Genomic DNA, 17,640 nt, shown 5'->3' with positions numbered 1-17,640 from the left:
ACATCCATCCGCTTGCTCCTCCGGTCTTCCATGGCGACCACGACCTACACCATCAGCGACCTCGCGCGCGAATTCGACCTCACCACGCGCGCCATGCGCTTCTACGAGGACATGGGGCTGCTGCAGCCCGAGCGGTCCGGCCCGGGCGGCCGCAACCGCGTCTACAGCGCGCGCGACCGCACCCGGCTCAAGCTCACCCTGCGGGCCAAGCGGCTCGGGCTGTCGCTGTCGGAGGCGCGCGAGATCATCGACATGTACGACAGCCCGCGCGACACCGGGCCGCAGCTCAAGAAGTTCCTGGCCATCCTGGCGCAGCACCGCCACCAGCTAGAGGAACAGATGGCCGACCTGCAGGCCAACCTCGACGAGGTGAAGGTGCACGAGAAGGAGGCGCGCGCGCTGCTCAGCCGGCTGGAGAAGGCCCCGCGCGACAAGGCCGCGGCCCGGCAGGTATGATTGACGTTGACGTAAACGTCAATTCCCAACCCTCCCGCACGCGTCCATGCCGACCACCGATTTCCAGCCCGCCGACGCCGCCTTCGCCGAGCGCGTGCGCGCCAGCTTCGAGCGCCAGTCCGCCATGGCCACGCTGGGCGCCAGCCTGGCCCGCGTCGAGCCCGGCGAGGTCGAGGTCCAGCTGCCCTATGCGGCCCACCTGACCCAGCAGCACGGCTTCCTGCACGGCGGCATCGTCGGCGCGGCGCTCGACTCGGCCTGCGGCTATGCCGGCTCCACGCTGATGCCGGCCGACGTCGGCGTGCTGAGCATCGAATACAAGATCAACTTCGTCGCCCCCGCCCGCGGCCAGCGCTTCCGCATGGTCGGCACGGTGGTCAAGCCGGGGCGCACCATCACGGTGGTCGAAGGACGCGCCTACGCGATCGACGACGGCCGCGAGAAGCTGGTGGCCACCATGAGCACCACCCTCATGGCGATCGCCGGCCGCGACGACATCAAGCACTAGGAGACACCATGGACCTGCCAGGCCTGAACTTCCAGCTGGGCGAGGACATCGACGCGCTGCGCGATGCCGTGCGCTCCTTCGCCCAGGCCGAGATCGCGCCGCGGGCGGCCGCCATCGACAGCAGCGACCAGTTCCCGATGGACCTGTGGCGCAAGATGGGCGAGCTGGGCGTGCTGGGCATCACCGTGCCCGAGGAATACGGCGGCGCGAACATGGGCTACCTGGCCCACATGATCGCGATGGAGGAGATCTCGCGCGCCTCGGCCTCGGTGGGGCTGTCGTACGGCGCCCATTCCAACCTCTGCGTCAACCAGATCAAGCGCAACGGCACCGACGACCAGCGGCGCAAGTACCTGCCCCGGCTGATCTCCGGCGAGCATGTCGGTGCGCTGGCCATGAGCGAGCCGGGCGCCGGCAGCGACGTCATCTCGATGCAGCTCAAGGCCCAGGACAAGGGCGGCTACTACCTGCTCAACGGCAGCAAGATGTGGATCACCAACGGCCCCGACGCCGACACGCTGGTGGTCTACGCCAAGACCGAGCCCGAGCTGGGCGCGCGCGGCGTCACCGCCTTCCTGGTCGAGAAGGGCATGAAGGGCTTCTCGGTCGCGCAGAAGCTCGACAAGCTGGGCATGCGCGGCAGCCACACCGGCGAGCTGGTATTCCAGGACGTCGAGGTGCCGGCCGGGAACGTGCTGGGCACGCTCAACGGTGGCGCCAAGGTGCTGATGAGCGGCCTGGACTACGAGCGCGCGGTGCTCGCGGCCGGGCCGGTCGGCATCATGCAGGCGGTGATGGACAACGTGGTGCCCTACATCCACGAGCGCAAGCAGTTCGGCCAGAGCATCGGCGAGTTCCAGCTCATCCAGGGCAAGGTCGCCGACATGTACACCACGCTGCAGGCGGGACGCGCGTTCTGCTACACGGTGGGCAAGAACCTCGACCTGCTGGGCGCCGGGCACGTGCGCCAGGTGCGCAAGGACTGCGCCTCCGTCATCCTGTGGTGCGCCGAGAAGGCCACCTGGATGGCCGGCGAGGGCATCCAGATCCACGGCGGCAACGGCTACATCAACGACTACCCGCTGGGCCGGCTATGGCGCGACGCCAAGCTGTACGAGATCGGCGCCGGCACCAGCGAGGTGCGGCGCATGCTGATCGGCCGCGAACTGTTCGCCGAAACCCTGTAGGTGTTCGTGCGTAGCGCAGCCTGGACGAAAATCGGCTCATGACCGCCATCGCCGACCTGTTCTCGCACAACCGGGCCTGGGCCGCCGAGATGGAGCGCACCCGCCCCGGCTTCTTCAGCGGCCTGGTCAAGCAGCAGCAGCCCAAGTTCATGTGGATCGGCTGCAGCGACAGCCGGGTGCCCGCCAACCAGATCACCGGGCTGGAGCCGGGCGAGGTGTTCGTCCACCGCAACGTCGCCAACGTGGTGGTGCATTCCGACCTGAACGCGCTGTCGGCCATCCAGTTCGCGGTGGAGATGCTCAAGGTCGAGCACATCATGGTGGTGGGCCACTACGGCTGCGGCGGCGTACTGGCGGCGCTGCACGGCACCCGCATCGGCCTGGCCGACAACTGGATCCGCCACATCCAGGACGTGCGCGACCGTCACCGCGTGCTGCTGGAGAAGCTGGCGCCCGAGCGGCGCGGCGACGCCCTGGTCGACCTCAACGTGATCGAGCAGGTGGTCAACGTGAGTGTCAGCACCGTCATGGTCGACGCGTGGGCCAAGGGCCAGAAGGTCACCGTCCACGGCTGGGCGTTCGGCGTGCACGACGGCCTGCTGCAGGACCTGGGCATGTCGGTGTCCAGCACCGAGTCGCTCGACACGCTCTACCACGCCGCTGTCGCGCGGATCACCGCCGCGCGCAGCACCTAGGCGGACAACGTCCAAGCCGGCCACGTGCCCGACGTGTTCTCGTCCGAACGCTCATCATTCCATCCTGAATTCTCAAAGGAGCATCCCCATGGCTGAATCCGTCGTCATCGTCAGCGCCGCCCGCACCCCGATGGGGTCGTTCCAGGGCGACTTCTCCGCCCTGTCCGCCCACGACCTCGGCGGTGCCGCCATCAAGGCGGCCGTCGAGCGTGCCGGCATCCCCGGCGACGCCGTCGGCGAGGTGCTGTTCGGCAACTGCCTGATGGCCGGCCAGGGCCAGGCCCCGGCCCGCCAGGCCGCGTTCAAGGGCGGCCTGCCCAAGAGCGCCGGCGCCGTCACCCTGTCCAAGATGTGCGGCTCGGGCATGAAGGCCGCCATGTTCGCCCACGACATGCTGCTGGCCGGCAGCCACGAGGTCATGGTCGCCGGCGGCATGGAGAGCATGACCAATGCGCCCTACCTGCTGCTCAAGGGCCGCGGCGGCTACCGCATGGGCCACGACAAGGTCTACGACCACATGATGCTCGACGGCCTGGAGGACGCCTACGAGGCCGGCCGCTCCATGGGCACCTTCGGCGAGGAGTGCGCTGCCAAGTACAAGTTCTCGCGCGAGGCCCAGGACGCCTTCGCCACCGCCAGCGTGCAGCGGGCCAAGAAGGCCACCGAGTCGGGCGCCTTCGCCACTGAGATCACCCCGGTCACGGTCAAGAGCCGCACCGGCGAGTCGGTCATCGCGATCGACGAGGGCCCGGGCAAAGTCAAGCTCGACAAGATCCCGCAACTGAAGCCGGCCTTCAAGAAGGACGGCACCATCACCGCCGCCTCCAGCTCCAGCATCAACGACGGCGCCGCGGCGCTGGTGATGATGACCGAGAGCACCGCCAGGCGGCTGGGCTGCAAACCGCTGGCGCGCATCGTGGCCCACGCCATGCACGCGCAGGAGCCGAACTGGTTCACCACCGCACCGGTGGGCGCCACCCAGAAGCTGCTCGCCAAGACCGGCTGGAAAGTGGCCGACGTTGACCTGTGGGAAGTGAACGAGGCCTTCGCCGTCGTGCCCATGGCCCTGATGGAGGAGCTGAAGGTGTCGCACGACATCGTCAACGTGAACGGCGGCGCCTGCGCGCTCGGCCACCCCATCGGCGCGTCCGGCGCCCGCATCATGGTCACGCTGCTGCACGCGCTGAAGGCCCGTGGCGGCAAGCGCGGCGTCGCCACCCTCTGCATCGGCGGCGGCGAAGGCACGGCGGTCGCGCTCGAGCTGCTGTAAGGCGGACACCCGTCCACAGAAGGCGCAGAAGTTCCGCAGCAGACGCGCAAGGGATCCAATCGGATCCTTTCGTTCTGCGACTTCTGCGATGTTTCCGCGCCGTCTGCGTCCGGGAGGTTTCAGTCATGGGCACCACCCTCGTCATCGGCGCCTCGCGCGGCATCGGCCTGGAGTTCGTGCGCCAGTACCGGCAGGCCGGTGAACGCGTGATCGCCACGGCGCGCTCCGAGCAGGGCCTGCGGCTGCTGGAGAGCCTGGGGGCGCAGGCGCTGCCGCTCGACGTCGCCGATCCGGCCAGCACCGGCAAGCTGGGGCGGGCGCTCGATGGCGAGAAGCTCGACCTGGCGCTGTACGTGGCCGGTGTCTACAGCACCGCCGGCGCGGTCGAGCCGCCGACGCGGCAGGACTTCGACCGGCTGATGCACACCAACGTGCTGGGCGCGATGCAGGTCATCCCGCAGGTGGCGCCGCTGGTCGCGGCCGCGCGCGGCCGCTTGGTCTGCATCACCAGCGGCATGGGCCAGATCGCCGGCGCGTCATCCAGCTTCGGCTGGCTCTACCGGGTGAGCAAGGCGGCCCTCAACATGGCCGTGGCCGCGGCGCGGCACGACTACCCCGCCGCCACCCTTGTCGCCATGAGCCCGGGCTGGGTGCAGACCGACATGGGCGGCCCCGGCGCGCCGCTGACCGCGGCGCAGAGCGTCGCGGCCATGCGCAAGGCCATCACCGCCCTCACGCCGCGCCAGAGCGGCGCCTTCCTCGACCACGACGGCACGCCGTTCCAGGGCTGGTAGCCCGCCCAGCGCGGCACGGCCTTCCACCTCTCCCCACTGCCTCCATGCTGCTCACCCCCGACCAGGACATGATCCGCGACGCCGTCCGGGCGTTCGCGCGCGACCAGCTGTGGCCGCACGCGGCGCAATGGGACCGCGACCACACCTTCCCGCGCGAGGCGCACCGGGGACTGGCGGCGCTCGGCGCCTATGGCATCTGCGTGCCCGAGGCCTATGGTGGCGCCGGCCTCGATTACGTGACACTGGCCCTGGTGCTGGAGGAGATTGCGGCCGGTGACGGCGGCACCAGCACCGCGATCAGCGTCACCAACTGCCCGGTCAACGCCATCCTGCTGCGTTACGGCAGCGAGGCGCAGAAGCAGCGCTGGCTGGTGCCGCTGGCCCGTGGCGACCTGCTGGGCGCGTTCTGCCTGACCGAGCCGCACGTGGGCAGCGATGCCTCGGCCCTGCGCACCACGGCCCGGCGCGAGGGCGACAGCTACGTGCTCGACGGCGTCAAGCAGTTCATCACCAGTGGGCGCAACGGCCAGCTGGCCATCGTCATCGCCGTCACCGACAAGGGCGCCGGCAAGCGCGGCATGAGCGCCTTCGTGGTGCCGACCGACACGCCCGGCTACGTCGTGGCGCGGCTGGAGGACAAGGTCGGCCAGCACTCCAGCGACACGGCGCAGATCAACCTCGACGGCTGCCGCATCCCGGTCGACCACCGCATCGGCGAGGAGGGCGAGGGCTACCGCATCGCCCTGTCGGCGCTGGAAGGCGGGCGCATCGGCATCGCTGCGCAGAGTCTGGGCATGGCCCGCAGCGCGTTCGAGGTGGCCCTGGCCTACGCCAAGGAGCGGCAGAGCTTCGGCACGGCCATCTTCAACCACCAGGCGGTCGGCTTCCGGCTGGCCGACTGCGCCACCCGGCTGGAGGCGGCGCGGCAGCTGATCTGGCACGCGGCCAGCCTGCGCGACGCCGGCCGGCCCTGCCTGAAGGAGGCGGCCATGGCCAAGCTGTTCGCCAGCGAGATGGCCGAGGAGGTCTGCAGCGCAGCCATCCAGACCCTGGGCGGCTACGGCTACGTGAGCGACTTCCCGGTCGAGCGCATCTGGCGCGACGTGCGCGTGTGCCAGATCTACGAGGGCACGTCCGACGTGCAGAAGATCCTCATCCAGCGCGCCCTGGCGTGAGCACGCCGCCCGCCGCCTCCTGCCCCTGCGGCCGCACCGATGCCCGGGGCCGCCCGCTCGCGTTCGACCAGTGCTGCGGCCCCATCCTGGCCGGCCGCCCGGCGCCTGATGCGCAGGCGCTCATGCGCTCGCGCTACACCGCCTTCACGCGCGGCGACGACGCCTACCTGGCCGCCACTTGGCACCCGTCCACCCGGCCGGCCGAGGTCCGCTCCGGTGACGGCACCCGCTGGCTCGGGCTGGAGTTGCGCGAGCACCGGCTGCTGGATGCCGACCACGCCGAGGTGGAGTTCGTCGCCCGCTGGCGCGTCGCCGGGCGCGGCGGGCGCCTGCACGAGCGCAGCCGCTTCGTGCGCGAGGACGGCCGCTGGTTCTATGTCGACGGCGCCGTCCGCTGAGGCCGCGCGACCGCGCCGCCGGCTGCGCTGGGCCGCGCTGGCGGCCGTGCTGCTGCTGGCCGCCTGGTCGTTCGGCATCGAGCCGCGCTGGGTCGCGCAGCGCCAGGTCGAGGTGCACCTGCCCGGCTGGCAGCGGCCGCCGCTGAGGGTGGCCGTGGCCGGCGACTGGCACCTGGGCCGCGGCGGCGTGATGACGCCCGGGCATGCACGCGCCATCGTCGACGCCATCAACGCCGCCGCACCCGACCTGGTGCTGCTGGCGGGCGACTTCGTCGCCGGCGACGGCGACCCGGCCCGTGGCGCCCTCGCGCCCGAGGCCATCGCCGCCGCCCTCGGGCGCCTGCGTGCGCCGCTGGGCGTGCATGCCGTGCTGGGCAACCACGACTGGTATCACGACGGCCCGGCGGTCGCGGCGGCGCTGCGGCAGCGCGGCATCGTCGTGCTGGAGAACCAGGCGCGGGCGGTCGATGCCGGCCTCTGGGTGGCCGGCATCGGCGACCACAGCACCGGCCACTCGCAGCCGGCGCTGGCGCTGGCCGCGGTGCCGCCCGGCGCGCAGCTGCTGGTGCTGATGCACGACCCGGCCAGCCTGCTCGACATGAACGCGGTGCCCGGACTGGCCGTGGCCGCCCACACCCACGGCGGACAGGTCGCCCTGCCCGGCATCGGCGCGCTCATCGTCCCGGGCGCTGCGCCGCGCAGCTGGGCCTACGGCTGGATCGAGCACGCCGGCATGCACGCCTGGGTCACCAGCGGGCTGGGCACCAGCGTGCTGCCGCTGCGCTTCAACCGGCGCCCGGAGTGGGTGCTGTTCACGATCGACGGCGCGCTCGGCTGAGGCCGCCGTGGCCGCTTGGTACCATCGCCGCCCCATGCCCACCACCTCCCGCTTCCAGGCCGTCCTGTTCGATTGCGACGGCGTGCTGGTCGACAGCGAGCCCCTCACCAACGGCGTCCTGCGCGACATGCTCGAGGAGGCCGGCTGGTCGCTCTCGCGCGACGAGTGCATGCGCCTGTTCATCGGCAAGGCAGTGAAGGACGAGCGCGCCCTGATCGAGTCGCGCACCGGCCGGCCGCTCACCGACGACTGGCTGGTCGAGTTCCGGCGCCGCCGCAATGAGCGGCTGGAGGCGGCCCTGACGCCGATCGCCGGCGCGCCGGACGCGGTGGCCCGGGTGCACGCGGCGGTGCAGGGTCGCATCGCCTGTGCCAGCGGCGCCGACCGCTACAAGGTCGAGCTGCAGCTGGCCAAGTGCGGCCTGATGCCGTACTTCGAGGGCCGCATCTTCAGCGGCCACGAGATGCCGCGCTCCAAGCCGGCGCCCGACGTCTACCTGGCGGCCGCCGCCGCGCTGGGCGCCGACCCGCGCCACTGCCTGGTGGTGGAGGACACGGTGACCGGCGTCACGGCCGGGGTCGCTGCCGGCGCCACGGTGCTCGGCTACAGCCCGCCGGAAGCCGGCCACGATGCGCCCGGGGCCCTGCGCGCCGCCGGCGCCAGCGCGGTGTTCACCGCGATGCACGAGCTGCCCGGCCTGCTGGCCTGAGCCGTCAGGTGGACGGGCTCCAGGCCCGGAAGCGGATCTGGCACTGCCAGCCCTGGCCGCCGGGGCCGCTGCCCAGCGCCATCCCGGCATTCATCAGCGTCGCGTACTGCGACACCAGCGCCAGGCCGATGCCGGCGCCCTGGCCCAGCAGCTGGCCGATCTCGCCCTGCGCCCCGCGCTGCACCAGCTGCGCCTGCAGATCCTCCGGCAGCCCCGGCCCGTTGTCCTGCACCGCCAGCACCACCTGCTCGCCCTGGCGCTCGATCGAGACCGTGACCGTGGAGGGCTGGCCGTCGGTGGCGGCACCGTAGCGCAGCGCGTTGTCCAGCAGGTTGGTGAGGATGCCGTCGACCAGGGTGGCGTCGGCGCGGACGCGGCAGGGCGCATCGATGCCCAGCGCGCCCAGGTCCACGCCGGCCGCGTCGGCGCGCGGCAGGAAGCGCAGCACCGCGTCGCGCACCAGCTGGTCGAGCTCCACCGGCTCCAGCGTCAGGCCGGCCTCGGCCTCCAGCGCCAGCGCCAGGTCGAGCAGCTGGTCCACCAGCCGGCTGGCGCGCGCCTGGCTGGCCGCGATGCGCGCCAGCTGCTCGCGCCAGGCTGCCGGCTCATCCTGCGACAGCCCGTAGTCGGCCAGCGCCCGGATGCCGGCCAGCGGCGTGCGCAGCTCGTGGGCGACGTTGCCGGCGAATTCGCGCTGGGCCCGCACGCTGCGCTCGAGCCGCGCGAACAGCGCGTTGAGCGCGGCCGACAGCGTGGCCACGTCCAGCGTGCGCGCATCGACGTGGATGGGCGCCAGGTCGTTGGCACTGCGCCGCCCGAGCGCCTCCTGCAGCTGGGCCAGCGGCTGCAGGTCGTCGCGGATGGCGCGGCGCAGCCACAGGGCCAGCACGCCCAGCAGCAGGCCCTGGGGCAGCAGCGAGAACCAGGCCAGCCGTTGCAGCACGACATTGCGGCCGAGCGTGGTCTCGGCCACTACGACGTCGAACGGCAGCGGCTCGGTGCGGTGCAGGGTCACGGCGCGCAGGCTCTGGCCGCGCAGCTCGAGGTCCTCGAAGCGGTGCAGGGCGGGTGCCGGCGCGGGCGCCAGCCGCAGGTCCTGCACGCCGGCGACGACGCGGCCATCGGGCCGGATGACGCTGAAGTACATGGTCTCGACCTGGTCGAACAGGACCCGGTTGACTTCGCGCGTGGTCAGCGTGAGTTCCAGCTCGCCGCTTTGCAGCTGGACGTTGGTGGCCAGCAGGGCGGCATCGTCGAGCAGCGAGCGGTCGAACGCCTTCTGGGTGAAGTAGTAGGCGATGCCGGCCGACACCGCGGTGCCGGCCAGCCAGGTCAGCGCCAGCGGCACCAGCACGTGGCGCAGCAGGCGGGAGGAGAGCGAGGGCGGCCGGGCGGGCCTCAATGCTCGGCCTCGAGCAGGTAGCCCAGCCCGCGCAGGGTGCGGATGCGCACGCCGCTGCCGGCCAGCTTCTTGCGCAGGCGCGAGATGAAGGCCTCGAGCGCGTTGTCGCCCAGGTAGTCCTCGAGGTCGGACAGCTTCTCGGCCATCTCGCGCTTGCTCACCACCCGCCCGGCCGGCGTCATGAGCTCCCACAGCACCTCGAACTCGCGCGCCGGCAGCTCCAGCGGCTGGCCGTGGATGCCGAAGCGGCGGTTCTGGCGGTCCAGCGAGAGCCCGCCGACCTGCACCTGGTCCTGGGTGCCCATCGTGCGCCGCACCACGGCGCGCAGCCGAGCCTCGACCTCGGCCAGGTCGAACGGCTTGCCCAGGTAGTCGTCGGCGCCCGCGTTCAGCCCGGCAATGCGCTCGTCGGTGCGGTTGCGCGCCGTGAGCACCAGCACCGGCGTGCGGTCGCCGCGCGCGCGCGCCGCCTTCAGCGCCGTCAGGCCACTGCCCAGCCCGCTGCGCGGGTGCACGCTGTGCGGCAGGTTCAGGTCGAGCAGGACGGCGTCGAAGCCCGCCATCTGCCACAGCTGGTCGGCTTCCTCCAGGGTGCCGGCGATGTCGACGCGATGGCCGGCGTCGCGCAGGCTGCGCACCATCACGTCGCGCAGCACGACGTCGTCTTCGATCAGCAGGATCCGCATGCCAGAGGTGTAGCTCCGTTGTTGGGGGCGATGCTACGCACTTTTCCCAACGCGACTGGTCAGCCCCCGGTCAGGGGCGCGCGGCGGTAATCCCCGGTCCGGGCCCGCTTCCCACAGGGGCCTTGCATGGACCTGAGGAACAGCATGAGGATCAAGAGCCAGAAAGACTTCTTCGCGGGGTTGATGTTCACCATCGTGGGCGCCGCCTTCGGATTCGGCGCCAGCACCTATACCGTCGGCAACGGCGCCCGGATGGGCCCGGGCTATTTCCCGCTGATGCTGGGCATCGTGCTGGCGATTCTGGGGGCCTTCATCATCTTTGAATCGCTGGTGGTCGAGACCGAGGACGGCGAGAAGATCGGCTCCTGGGCCTGGCGACCGCTGGGCTTCATCATCGGCGCCAACATCCTGTTCGGCCTGCTGCTGGGCGGCGTCCCCAAGCTGGGCATCCCGCCCATGGGCCTGATCATCGGCATCTACGGCCTGACCTTCGTGGCCGCCCTGGCCGGCGACGAGTTCAAGGCCAAGGAAGTCGCGATCCTGGCCACCGTGCTGGCGATCGGCAGCTACTGCGCCTTCGTCCTGCTGCTCAAGCTGCAATTCCCCGTGTGGCCCTCCTTCATCGCGGGCTGACCCCAGAGAGACGAACGACATGGACCTGATTTCCAACCTGGCGATCGGCTTCGGCGTGGCCTTCACGCCGATCAACCTGCTGTACGCCTTCATCGGCTGCCTGCTGGGCACGCTGATCGGCGTGCTGCCCGGCATCGGCCCGGTGGCCACCATCGCGATGCTGCTGCCGGCCACCTACGCGCTGCCGCCGGTCTCGGCGCTGATCATGCTGGGCGGCATCTACTACGGCGCCCAGTACGGCGGCTCCACCACCGCCATCCTGGTCAACCTGCCGGGCGAATCGTCCTCGGTGGTGACCGTGATCGACGGCTACCAGATGGCGCGCAGGGGGCGGGCCGGCCCGGCCCTCGCGGCCGCCGGCCTGGGCTCGTTCTTCGCCGGCTGCGTCGGCACGCTGATCCTGGCGGCCTTCGCCGCGCCGCTGACCGAGGTGGCGTTCAAGTTCGGCCCGGCCGAATACTTCTCGCTGATGATCCTGGGCCTGATCGGCGCCGTGGTGCTGGCCTCCGGCTCGCTGGTCAAGGCGGTCGCGATGATCGTGCTGGGCCTGCTGCTCGGCCTGGTGGGCACCGACGTCAACTCCGGCGTGGCGCGCTTCTCGTTCGACATCCCGGAACTGACCGACGGCATCGGCTTCATCACCATTGCCATGGGCGTGTTCGGTTACGGCGAGATCATCCAGAACCTGTCGCACTCGTCCGAGCACCGCGAGGTGTTCACCGCCAAGGTCACGGGCCTGTTCCCGACCAAGGAAGACTTCCGCAACATGATCCCGGCCGTGCTGCGCGGCACGGCCCTGGGCTCGGTGCTGGGCATCCTGCCCGGCGGCGGTGCGCTGCTGGCTGCCTTCGCCGCCTACACGGTCGAGAAGAAGACCAAGCTGCGTCCGGGCGAAGTGCCGTTCGGCAAGGGCAACATCCGCGGCGTCGCGGCGCCCGAGTCGGCCAACAACGCCGGCGCGCAGACCTCCTTCATCCCGCTGCTGACGCTGGGCATCCCGCCCAACGCCGTGATGGCGCTGATGGTCGGTGCCATGACCATCCACAACATCCAGCCGGGCCCGCAGGTGATGACCAGCAACCCGCAGCTGTTCTGGGGCCTGATCGCCTCGATGTGGATCGGCAACGCGATGCTGGTGATCCTGAACCTGCCGCTGATCGGCATGTGGATCAAGCTGCTGACCGTGCCCTACCGCTGGCTGTTCCCGTCCATCGTGCTGTTCTGCGCGATCGGCGTGTACTCGACCAACAACAACGTGTTCGACATCTGGATGGTCGCCATCTTCGGCGTCATCGGCTACTCGTTCATCAAGCTCGGCTGTGAACCGGCGCCGCTGCTGCTCGGGTTCATCCTGGGCCCGATGATGGAAGAGAACCTGCGCCGGGCCCTGCTGCTGTCGCGCGGCGACTGGAGCGTGCTGGTCACCCGGCCGCTGTCGGCCGGTCTGCTGGCCGCCGCCCTGCTGCTGGTGGTGGTCGTGGCGCTGCCCTCGATCAAGGCCAAGCGCGAGGAAGCCTTCGTCGAAGAGTGACGGCCGCGAGGCCTGCAGCACAATGGCGGGCCGCGTGCCCGCCATTTGCTTTTCGGGGGCGCGCTTCCACCACCGCCGCCCATGCGCATCCTCCTGGCCGAAGACGACAAGGTGCTCGCCGACGCGTTGTCGCGTGCCCTGGCGCGCTCGGCCTATGCGGTCGACATCGCCTCCAGCGGCGACGAGGCCGACCGCTCGCTGCTGTCGGCCACCTACGATCTGGTGATCCTGGACATCGGCCTGCCCGGCCTGACGGGCCTGGAGGTGCTGCGGCGTCTGCGCGCGCGCCGCGCCACAACCCCGGTGCTGATCCTGACGGCGATGGACGCCCTGGCCGACCGCGTCGCCGGCCTGGACGCCGGTGCCGACGACTATCTGACCAAGCCGTTCGACCTGCCCGAGCTGGAGGCCCGGGTGCGGGCCCAGCTGCGGCGCGGCGCGGCGGCGGTGTCGCCGCTGCTGCACCACGGCGCGCTGACCTTCGACACCGTCGGCCGCCGGGTCTCGCACGAGGGCCGGCCGATCGAGCTGTCGGCGCGCGAGCTGGCGGTGCTGGAGCTGCTGCTGCTGCGCGCCGGCCGCGTGGTGAGCAAGGAGAACATCGTCAACCACCTGTACGGCTGGGGCGACGAGGTCGGCCTCAACGCGATCGAGGTGTACGTCTACCGCATCCGCAAGAAGCTGGAGCCGCTCGGCTGCGAGATCCGCACCGTGCGCGGCATGGGCTACCTGATGGAACGCAGCCATGGGGAGCCGTGAGCCGCGCCTGAAGCGCGCGCTGCTGGCTGGCCTGCTGGCGCCGCTGGTGGCGCTGCTGGTGCTGGACACCGCCATCGGCTGGTGGACGGCCTCGCGGCTGGCCGACCATGCCTACGACCGCGGCCTGCACGAGATCGCGCGCGAGGTGGCGCTGCACGTGCACGAGGGGCCGTCCGGCCCGCGGCTGGACCTGTCGCCGGCGGCCGCGCAGGCACTGCTGGTCGACCAGGACGACCGGCTCGCGTTCCGGGTCTGGACTTCCGCCGGCCAGGTGCTGGGCGGCGAGCCGGCGTTGCAGCGGCTGGAGCCGGCCGGCCGGCCCGGCGCGGCGGCGCGCTTCGCCTCCCAGGACCTGCACGGCGAGACGGTGCGCGTGGTCGCCTCCTGGCTGCCGTACGACGAGGCCGCGCCGGCGCGCCAGGTGCTGGTGCAGGTCGCCGAGACGCTGAACAAGCGCAACCGGCTCACCCGCGACATCGTCGCCAGCCTGCTGGCCGCGCAGCTGGTGCTGATCGCGATGGCCTGCGTGGCGGTGGTGTGGGCGGTGCGCCACGGGCTGCGGCCGCTGGAGGCCCTCGGCCGGGCGCTGGCGCGGCGCTCGCACCAGGACCTGAGCGCGCTCGACCTGGCCCACGTGCCGCTGGAGGTGCGGCCGCTGGCCGAGGAGGTCAACGCGCTGATGCTGCGCCTGGAGACCGCGCTGGACGTGCAGAACCGGTTCATCGCCGACGCCGCCCACCAGCTCAAGACCCCGGTGGCAGGGCTGAAGGCGCAGATCGAGCTGGCGCTGGGCGAGCCCGACCCGGCGCGGGTGCGGCACTCGCTCGCCCAGCTGTACGTCAGCGCCGAGCGCCTGTCGCGGCTGGTGCAGCAGCTGCTGGCGCTGGCCCGCAACGAGCCCGGCGCCGTCGCCGCGGTCAACCTGCAGGCGGTCGACCTGGAGGCGTTCGCGCTCGAGATCAGCATGGAATGGGCGCCGCAGGCGCTGCGCCGGGCGATCGACCTGGGCTTCGAGGGCGAGGGCCGGCCGTCGTCGATCGACGCCGACCCGGACCGGCTGCGCGACCTGATCAACAACCTGATCGACAACGCGGTGCGCTACTCGCATGAGGGCGGCCGGGTGACGGTCAAGGTGGCCAGCGCCGGCGGCGAGCGCATCCTGTCGATCAGCGACGACGGCCCCAGCATCCCGCCGGAGGAGCGCACCCGGGTGTTCGAGCGCTTCCACCGCCTGCTGGGCGGCAAGGCCGACGGCAGCGGGCTGGGGCTGGCCATCGTCAGCGAGATCGCGGCACTGCACGGCGCCCGCATCACGGTCGAGGACGACCACGACGGCACCGGCAACCGCTTCACGGTGCACTTCCCGCCCTCGGAGGCCGTCGCCCGGGGCGCCGCGTAAGCCTGGCGACAGCTGGGCGACAAGAAGACGACAGCTGGCCGACAAGGAGCCGACAGCGGCCCTCCCTATCCTCGTGGCCACCCGGGGGCATGGTGTCCCCGCCATGAGGAGACAACTGCATGGACTTCCTGTCCACCTCGACGTTCTGGATCGCCCTGGCCCAGATCATCATGATCAACATCGTGCTCAGCGGCGACAACGCCGTCGTCATCGCGCTGGCCAGCCGCTCGCTGCCGCCGGCCCAGCAGAAGAAGGCGATTCTCTTCGGCAGCGTCGGCGCCATCGTGCTGCGCCTGATCCTGACCTTCTTCGCGGTCTACCTGCTCACGCTGCCCTACCTGAAGCTGATCGGCGCGGTGCTGCTGCTGTGGATCGGCATCGGCCTGCTCAAGGGCGACGACGACGACGAGGAACTGGAAGGCAACTCCAGCCTGGCCGCCGCCATCAAGACCATCATCGTGGCCGACCTGGTCATGAGCCTGGACAACGTGATCGGTGTGGCCGCCGCCGCCAAGGGCGACGTGGTGCTGCTGGTCGTCGGCCTGGTCATCAGCATCCCGCTCATCATCTTCGGCAGCACGCTGATCCTGAAGCTGATGGAGCGCTTCCCCATCATCATCACCATCGGTGCCGGCCTGCTGGGCTGGGTGGCCGGCGAGATGGCCATCTCCGATCCCTCGGTCAAGGCCTGGACCGACCAGCAGCACCTGCTGCACTGGGTCGCCCCCGCGATCGGCGCCGTCGTCGTCGTTGCACTGGGCAAGTGGCTGGCCGCCAAGGCCGCCGCGGGCTCCAACGGCCCCGCCGACGAGAAGGCGGCCTGAGGGCCCACCGGCGGCCGGCCATGCGACAAGTGCTCGTCCCGCTCGAGGGCAACAGCGCGCAGCAGCAGCGCGCGCTGGCCGAGGCGATCCGCATCCACCGCCGCGAAGGCGTGCCGGTGTACCTGCTGAGCGTCCAGACGCCGGTCAACGGCCATGTCGCCGGCTACTTCCAGCCGGCCGAGCTCGAGCGCCTGCAGAACGAGACCGGCCTGGAGGAACTCGCGCCGGCCTGCGCCCTGCTCGAGGCGGCCGGCGTGCCGCACCGGGCCGTGGTGCGCAGCGGGCGCCGGGCCGAGACCATCGCGGGCACGGCCCAGGAACTGGGCTGCGACCGCATCGTGCTGGGCTCGGCCCAGCCGGGGCTGGGCAGCCAGCTGTTCGGCTCCATCCAGCAGCAGGTGAGCCACCTGCTCGAGGGCAGCCGGGGCTGCTACGTCATCACCGCCTGAGGCGGCGCCCCGCTTGCCGGGCTCCAATTTCAGCGTGCGGGGCTGCCGTTCAAGCGGGCGGGGCTCTCAGTTCCAGCGCGCCGCCAGCGAGTCGCTGGAAAAGCGCGCGTTGCCCGTCACGCTGCGCAGGTCGACGAATTCCATCTGCGCCATGCTGATGGCACCCAGCTGCCGGAACGTGTTCTCGTCCCAGGCCGCGCTGGGCTCGCCCTGCACGTAGAAATCCACCCCGATGTCGGCCACGTACAGGCCGTACTGCTTGGCGGCGGTGGCGATCGCCTTGGCCTGGGTGGTCCAGGTGTCCGGGATCACGAAATCCGACTTCAGGCGCAGCAGGGCGCCGAAGGGGATGCTGCCGGCCGTGCTGCCGGCGGCATGGCGGGCCGGCCAGACGAAGCTGTTGGCGATCACCGAGTCGCGCAGCGTCACCCGCAGCGCATGGCGGATCTCGCCGCTGGAGGCTTCGGCCGCCTTGGCCAGGAAGGGCGTGATCGGCAGGCCGGCGGCGTCGGCCGCGGTCCAGCCGGACGGGCGCAGCGCCAGCGACTTCAGGTCCCAGGCGGCGGTCGACAGCGCGTACCACTGGCCGCGCGAAGCGTACGCGTGGTACGCCTCCCAGAGCCGGCAGGCGCCTTGCTCGACCACCAGCACGTGGTGGTCGCCGCAGGTGGCCGGGTCGTTGCAGGTGCCGCCTTCGTTCTTCACCCCGCTGAGCGGAAACGGGAAGCGGCGCTGCGCCACCGGCACGGTGCCGCAGCCGCGCTGCAGGTTGTAGCCGCTGCCGTCAGCCACGGCGCAGTCGCTCTCGTGCGGCCAGCCCACCTCGGTGCTGCGCCCGGTGGGCGTGAAGTCGTACTGCACGCTCGGCCAGGCGGTGGTGGCGGCGCTGCCGTCGACCACGTTCCAGGGGATGCCGTAGTAGGCCGTCGGCTGGCTCGGGTCCTCGCCCAGCCACCAGTCGGCGTGGAAAGCCGTCCCGCTGCCCACCGCCGCCACCCAACCGGCGCTGCTGGCATGCACCGGGAAGGCGGCCGGATCGTCGATGCGGGTGTTGAACACGGCCTCGGGCGGGAACATGGTGCAGTCGCCCAGCACGGTGGGGGTGGTGGTGCCGGTCGTGGCGCCGGTCGTCGGACTGGCGGTGCCCAGCGTCGTGCTGGCGCTGGCGCCGTTCAGCGTGCTGGCCGTGTTGCCGGTCCCGCCGCTGCCCGGCACGGCGGCGCTGCCGCCGCCTTCGCCGCTGCCCCCGCAGGCTCCCAGGCCCGCGGCCACGATGCCGGTCCAGGCCAATGCGGCCACGAGGGCCCGTTGTCGGCTGCGCATGCAAACTCCTCTGCTCAGCTGTTGAAGCCGGCATTCTTGGCTGCCTCAGCCGTTACCGGACGTTGCGAGGTGCAAAGGCTGTGCGGGGCTTCTTACAGCTGAGCTAGCCAGCCGGGCAGGGTGCGGTCGATGGCCTCGCGCATGCGGCGCGCGTGCGAGCCGGGCCAGTACACCCGGCCGCAGCCGGGGCACTGGCGGGCCGGGCCGGCCAGCGCCCGCACGTCGGGCGGCAGCAGCTGCGCGCGCTGCGGCTCGTCCAGCGGCGCCGACAGTGGCGTGTTGCAGACGGTGCAGCGGGTGAAGAGTTCGACCGGCGGTGGCAACGCGAGGGTGGTAACCACCTGGTGCAACTGTGCCAAAGGGGCGTCGTGGGCGATCGCCAGCGCCTGCCGTGGCCGCAGGTCGCGCAGCAGCCGGCGGTCGCGCGTGAGCAGGATGCGCTGCTGCGCGTCGGCCTGGCGCACCAGCGCCGGATCGTCCAGCGCCGGATCGAGGCTGGTGTCGTAGCCCAGGGTGCGCAGCCAGCGCGCCAGCCGCGCCAGCATGGCGTCGGCGGCGAATCCGACGGGGGGCGCGGCGGGGACGGGCGCGGCGGGCGGCATCG

Annotated in this window: 20 protein-coding genes; 16 read left to right on the top strand and 4 right to left on the bottom strand. The window is 71.5% G+C overall.

All coding sequences use genetic code 11. The features are described 5' to 3' along the window. The first annotated feature begins 30 nt into the window (after window positions 1-30). The 10 genes from GON04_RS25065 to GON04_RS25020 all read left to right on the top strand — a co-directional run bounded on the left by GON04_RS25065 (window position 31) and on the right by GON04_RS25020 (window position 8,030). Window positions 31-456: a MerR family transcriptional regulator gene (locus GON04_RS25065; protein WP_157400667.1), complete on the top strand. Its 426-nt coding sequence runs from the start codon at window positions 31-33 to the stop codon at window positions 454-456. 46 nt (window positions 457-502) lie between these two features. Then, window positions 503-964, top strand: a complete 462-nt coding sequence (locus tag GON04_RS25060) for a PaaI family thioesterase (protein ID WP_157400666.1) — start codon at window positions 503-505, stop codon at window positions 962-964. A gap of 8 nt (window positions 965-972) precedes the next feature. Beyond that, the gene (locus GON04_RS25055; RefSeq protein WP_157400665.1) at window positions 973-2,151 is read left to right on the top strand and encodes an isovaleryl-CoA dehydrogenase; all 1,179 of its coding nucleotides are present in this window, start codon (window positions 973-975) and stop codon (window positions 2,149-2,151) included. Between the two features lie 38 nt (window positions 2,152-2,189). Beyond that, window positions 2,190-2,846, top strand: coding sequence for a carbonate dehydratase (can, locus tag GON04_RS25050; RefSeq protein ID WP_157400664.1), 657 nt, complete (start codon window positions 2,190-2,192; stop codon window positions 2,844-2,846). An 88-nt stretch (window positions 2,847-2,934) separates the two neighbouring features. Beyond that, a complete protein-coding gene (locus tag GON04_RS25045; RefSeq protein WP_157400663.1) occupies window positions 2,935-4,116 on the top strand; it encodes an acetyl-CoA C-acyltransferase in 1,182 nt (393 codons plus the stop codon). Between the two features lie 125 nt (window positions 4,117-4,241). Then, window positions 4,242-4,910, top strand: coding sequence for an SDR family oxidoreductase (locus GON04_RS25040; protein WP_157400662.1), 669 nt, complete (start codon window positions 4,242-4,244; stop codon window positions 4,908-4,910). Between the two features lie 44 nt (window positions 4,911-4,954). Beyond that, window positions 4,955-6,085 (top strand): acyl-CoA dehydrogenase family protein, encoded by a 1,131-nt coding sequence (locus GON04_RS25035; RefSeq protein WP_157400661.1) that lies wholly within the window; start codon window positions 4,955-4,957, stop codon window positions 6,083-6,085. Continuing rightward, a complete protein-coding gene (locus GON04_RS25030; protein ID WP_181653758.1) occupies window positions 6,082-6,483 on the top strand; it encodes a YchJ family metal-binding protein in 402 nt (133 codons plus the stop codon). The genes GON04_RS25035 and GON04_RS25030 overlap by 4 nt, the downstream gene beginning before the upstream one ends. Next, window positions 6,461-7,321, top strand: a complete 861-nt coding sequence (locus GON04_RS25025) for a metallophosphoesterase (RefSeq protein ID WP_157400660.1) — start codon at window positions 6,461-6,463, stop codon at window positions 7,319-7,321. The genes GON04_RS25030 and GON04_RS25025 overlap by 23 nt, the downstream gene beginning before the upstream one ends. Before the next feature lie 34 nt (window positions 7,322-7,355). After that, window positions 7,356-8,030: an HAD family hydrolase gene (locus GON04_RS25020; protein ID WP_157400659.1), complete on the top strand. Its 675-nt coding sequence runs from the start codon at window positions 7,356-7,358 to the stop codon at window positions 8,028-8,030. 4 nt (window positions 8,031-8,034) lie between these two features. On the opposite strand, the gene GON04_RS25015 is transcribed toward GON04_RS25020, so the two are convergent. Continuing rightward, entirely contained in the window at window positions 8,035-9,432 is a 1,398-nt protein-coding gene (locus GON04_RS25015; RefSeq protein ID WP_157400658.1) for a sensor histidine kinase, read from the bottom strand. Then, window positions 9,429-10,118, bottom strand: coding sequence for a response regulator transcription factor (locus tag GON04_RS25010; protein WP_157400657.1), 690 nt, complete (start codon window positions 10,116-10,118; stop codon window positions 9,429-9,431). The genes GON04_RS25015 and GON04_RS25010 overlap by 4 nt, the downstream gene beginning before the upstream one ends. 144 nt (window positions 10,119-10,262) lie before the next feature. On the opposite strand from GON04_RS25010, the gene GON04_RS25005 reads away from it, so the two are divergent. The 6 genes from GON04_RS25005 to GON04_RS24980 all read left to right on the top strand — a co-directional run bounded on the left by GON04_RS25005 (window position 10,263) and on the right by GON04_RS24980 (window position 15,713). After that, window positions 10,263-10,751, top strand: coding sequence for a tripartite tricarboxylate transporter TctB family protein (locus GON04_RS25005; RefSeq protein WP_157400881.1), 489 nt, complete (start codon window positions 10,263-10,265; stop codon window positions 10,749-10,751). 19 nt (window positions 10,752-10,770) lie between these two features. Next, window positions 10,771-12,282: a tripartite tricarboxylate transporter permease gene (locus GON04_RS25000; RefSeq protein ID WP_157400656.1), complete on the top strand. Its 1,512-nt coding sequence runs from the start codon at window positions 10,771-10,773 to the stop codon at window positions 12,280-12,282. A gap of 81 nt (window positions 12,283-12,363) precedes the next feature. Beyond that, complete coding sequence (locus GON04_RS24995) at window positions 12,364-13,041, top strand: response regulator (RefSeq protein WP_157400655.1); 678 nt, start codon at window positions 12,364-12,366, stop codon at window positions 13,039-13,041. Next, window positions 13,028-14,440: a sensor histidine kinase gene (locus GON04_RS24990; RefSeq protein WP_157400654.1), complete on the top strand. Its 1,413-nt coding sequence runs from the start codon at window positions 13,028-13,030 to the stop codon at window positions 14,438-14,440. Before GON04_RS24995 ends, GON04_RS24990 begins: the two co-directional genes overlap by 14 nt. Before the next feature lie 119 nt (window positions 14,441-14,559). Next, complete coding sequence (locus tag GON04_RS24985) at window positions 14,560-15,264, top strand: TerC family protein (RefSeq protein ID WP_157400653.1); 705 nt, start codon at window positions 14,560-14,562, stop codon at window positions 15,262-15,264. A gap of 20 nt (window positions 15,265-15,284) precedes the next feature. Continuing rightward, window positions 15,285-15,713 (top strand): universal stress protein, encoded by a 429-nt coding sequence (locus tag GON04_RS24980; protein ID WP_157400652.1) that lies wholly within the window; start codon window positions 15,285-15,287, stop codon window positions 15,711-15,713. A 66-nt stretch (window positions 15,714-15,779) separates the two neighbouring features. Here the strand turns inward: GON04_RS24980 and GON04_RS24975 are convergent, their stop codons facing one another. After that, a complete protein-coding gene (locus tag GON04_RS24975; protein WP_157400651.1) occupies window positions 15,780-17,036 on the bottom strand; it encodes a hypothetical protein in 1,257 nt (418 codons plus the stop codon). A gap of 92 nt (window positions 17,037-17,128) precedes the next feature. Further along, window positions 17,129-17,638, bottom strand: coding sequence for a Mut7-C RNAse domain-containing protein (locus tag GON04_RS24970; RefSeq protein WP_157400650.1), 510 nt, complete (start codon window positions 17,636-17,638; stop codon window positions 17,129-17,131). Window positions 17,639-17,640: the final 2 nt, after the last annotated feature.

Origin of the sequence: Ramlibacter pinisoli, assembly GCF_009758015.1 — a bacterium.
In the GTDB taxonomy this organism is placed as follows: domain Bacteria; phylum Pseudomonadota; class Gammaproteobacteria; order Burkholderiales; family Burkholderiaceae_C; genus Ramlibacter; species Ramlibacter pinisoli.
This window is presented reverse-complemented; position numbering and strand designations above follow the sequence as displayed.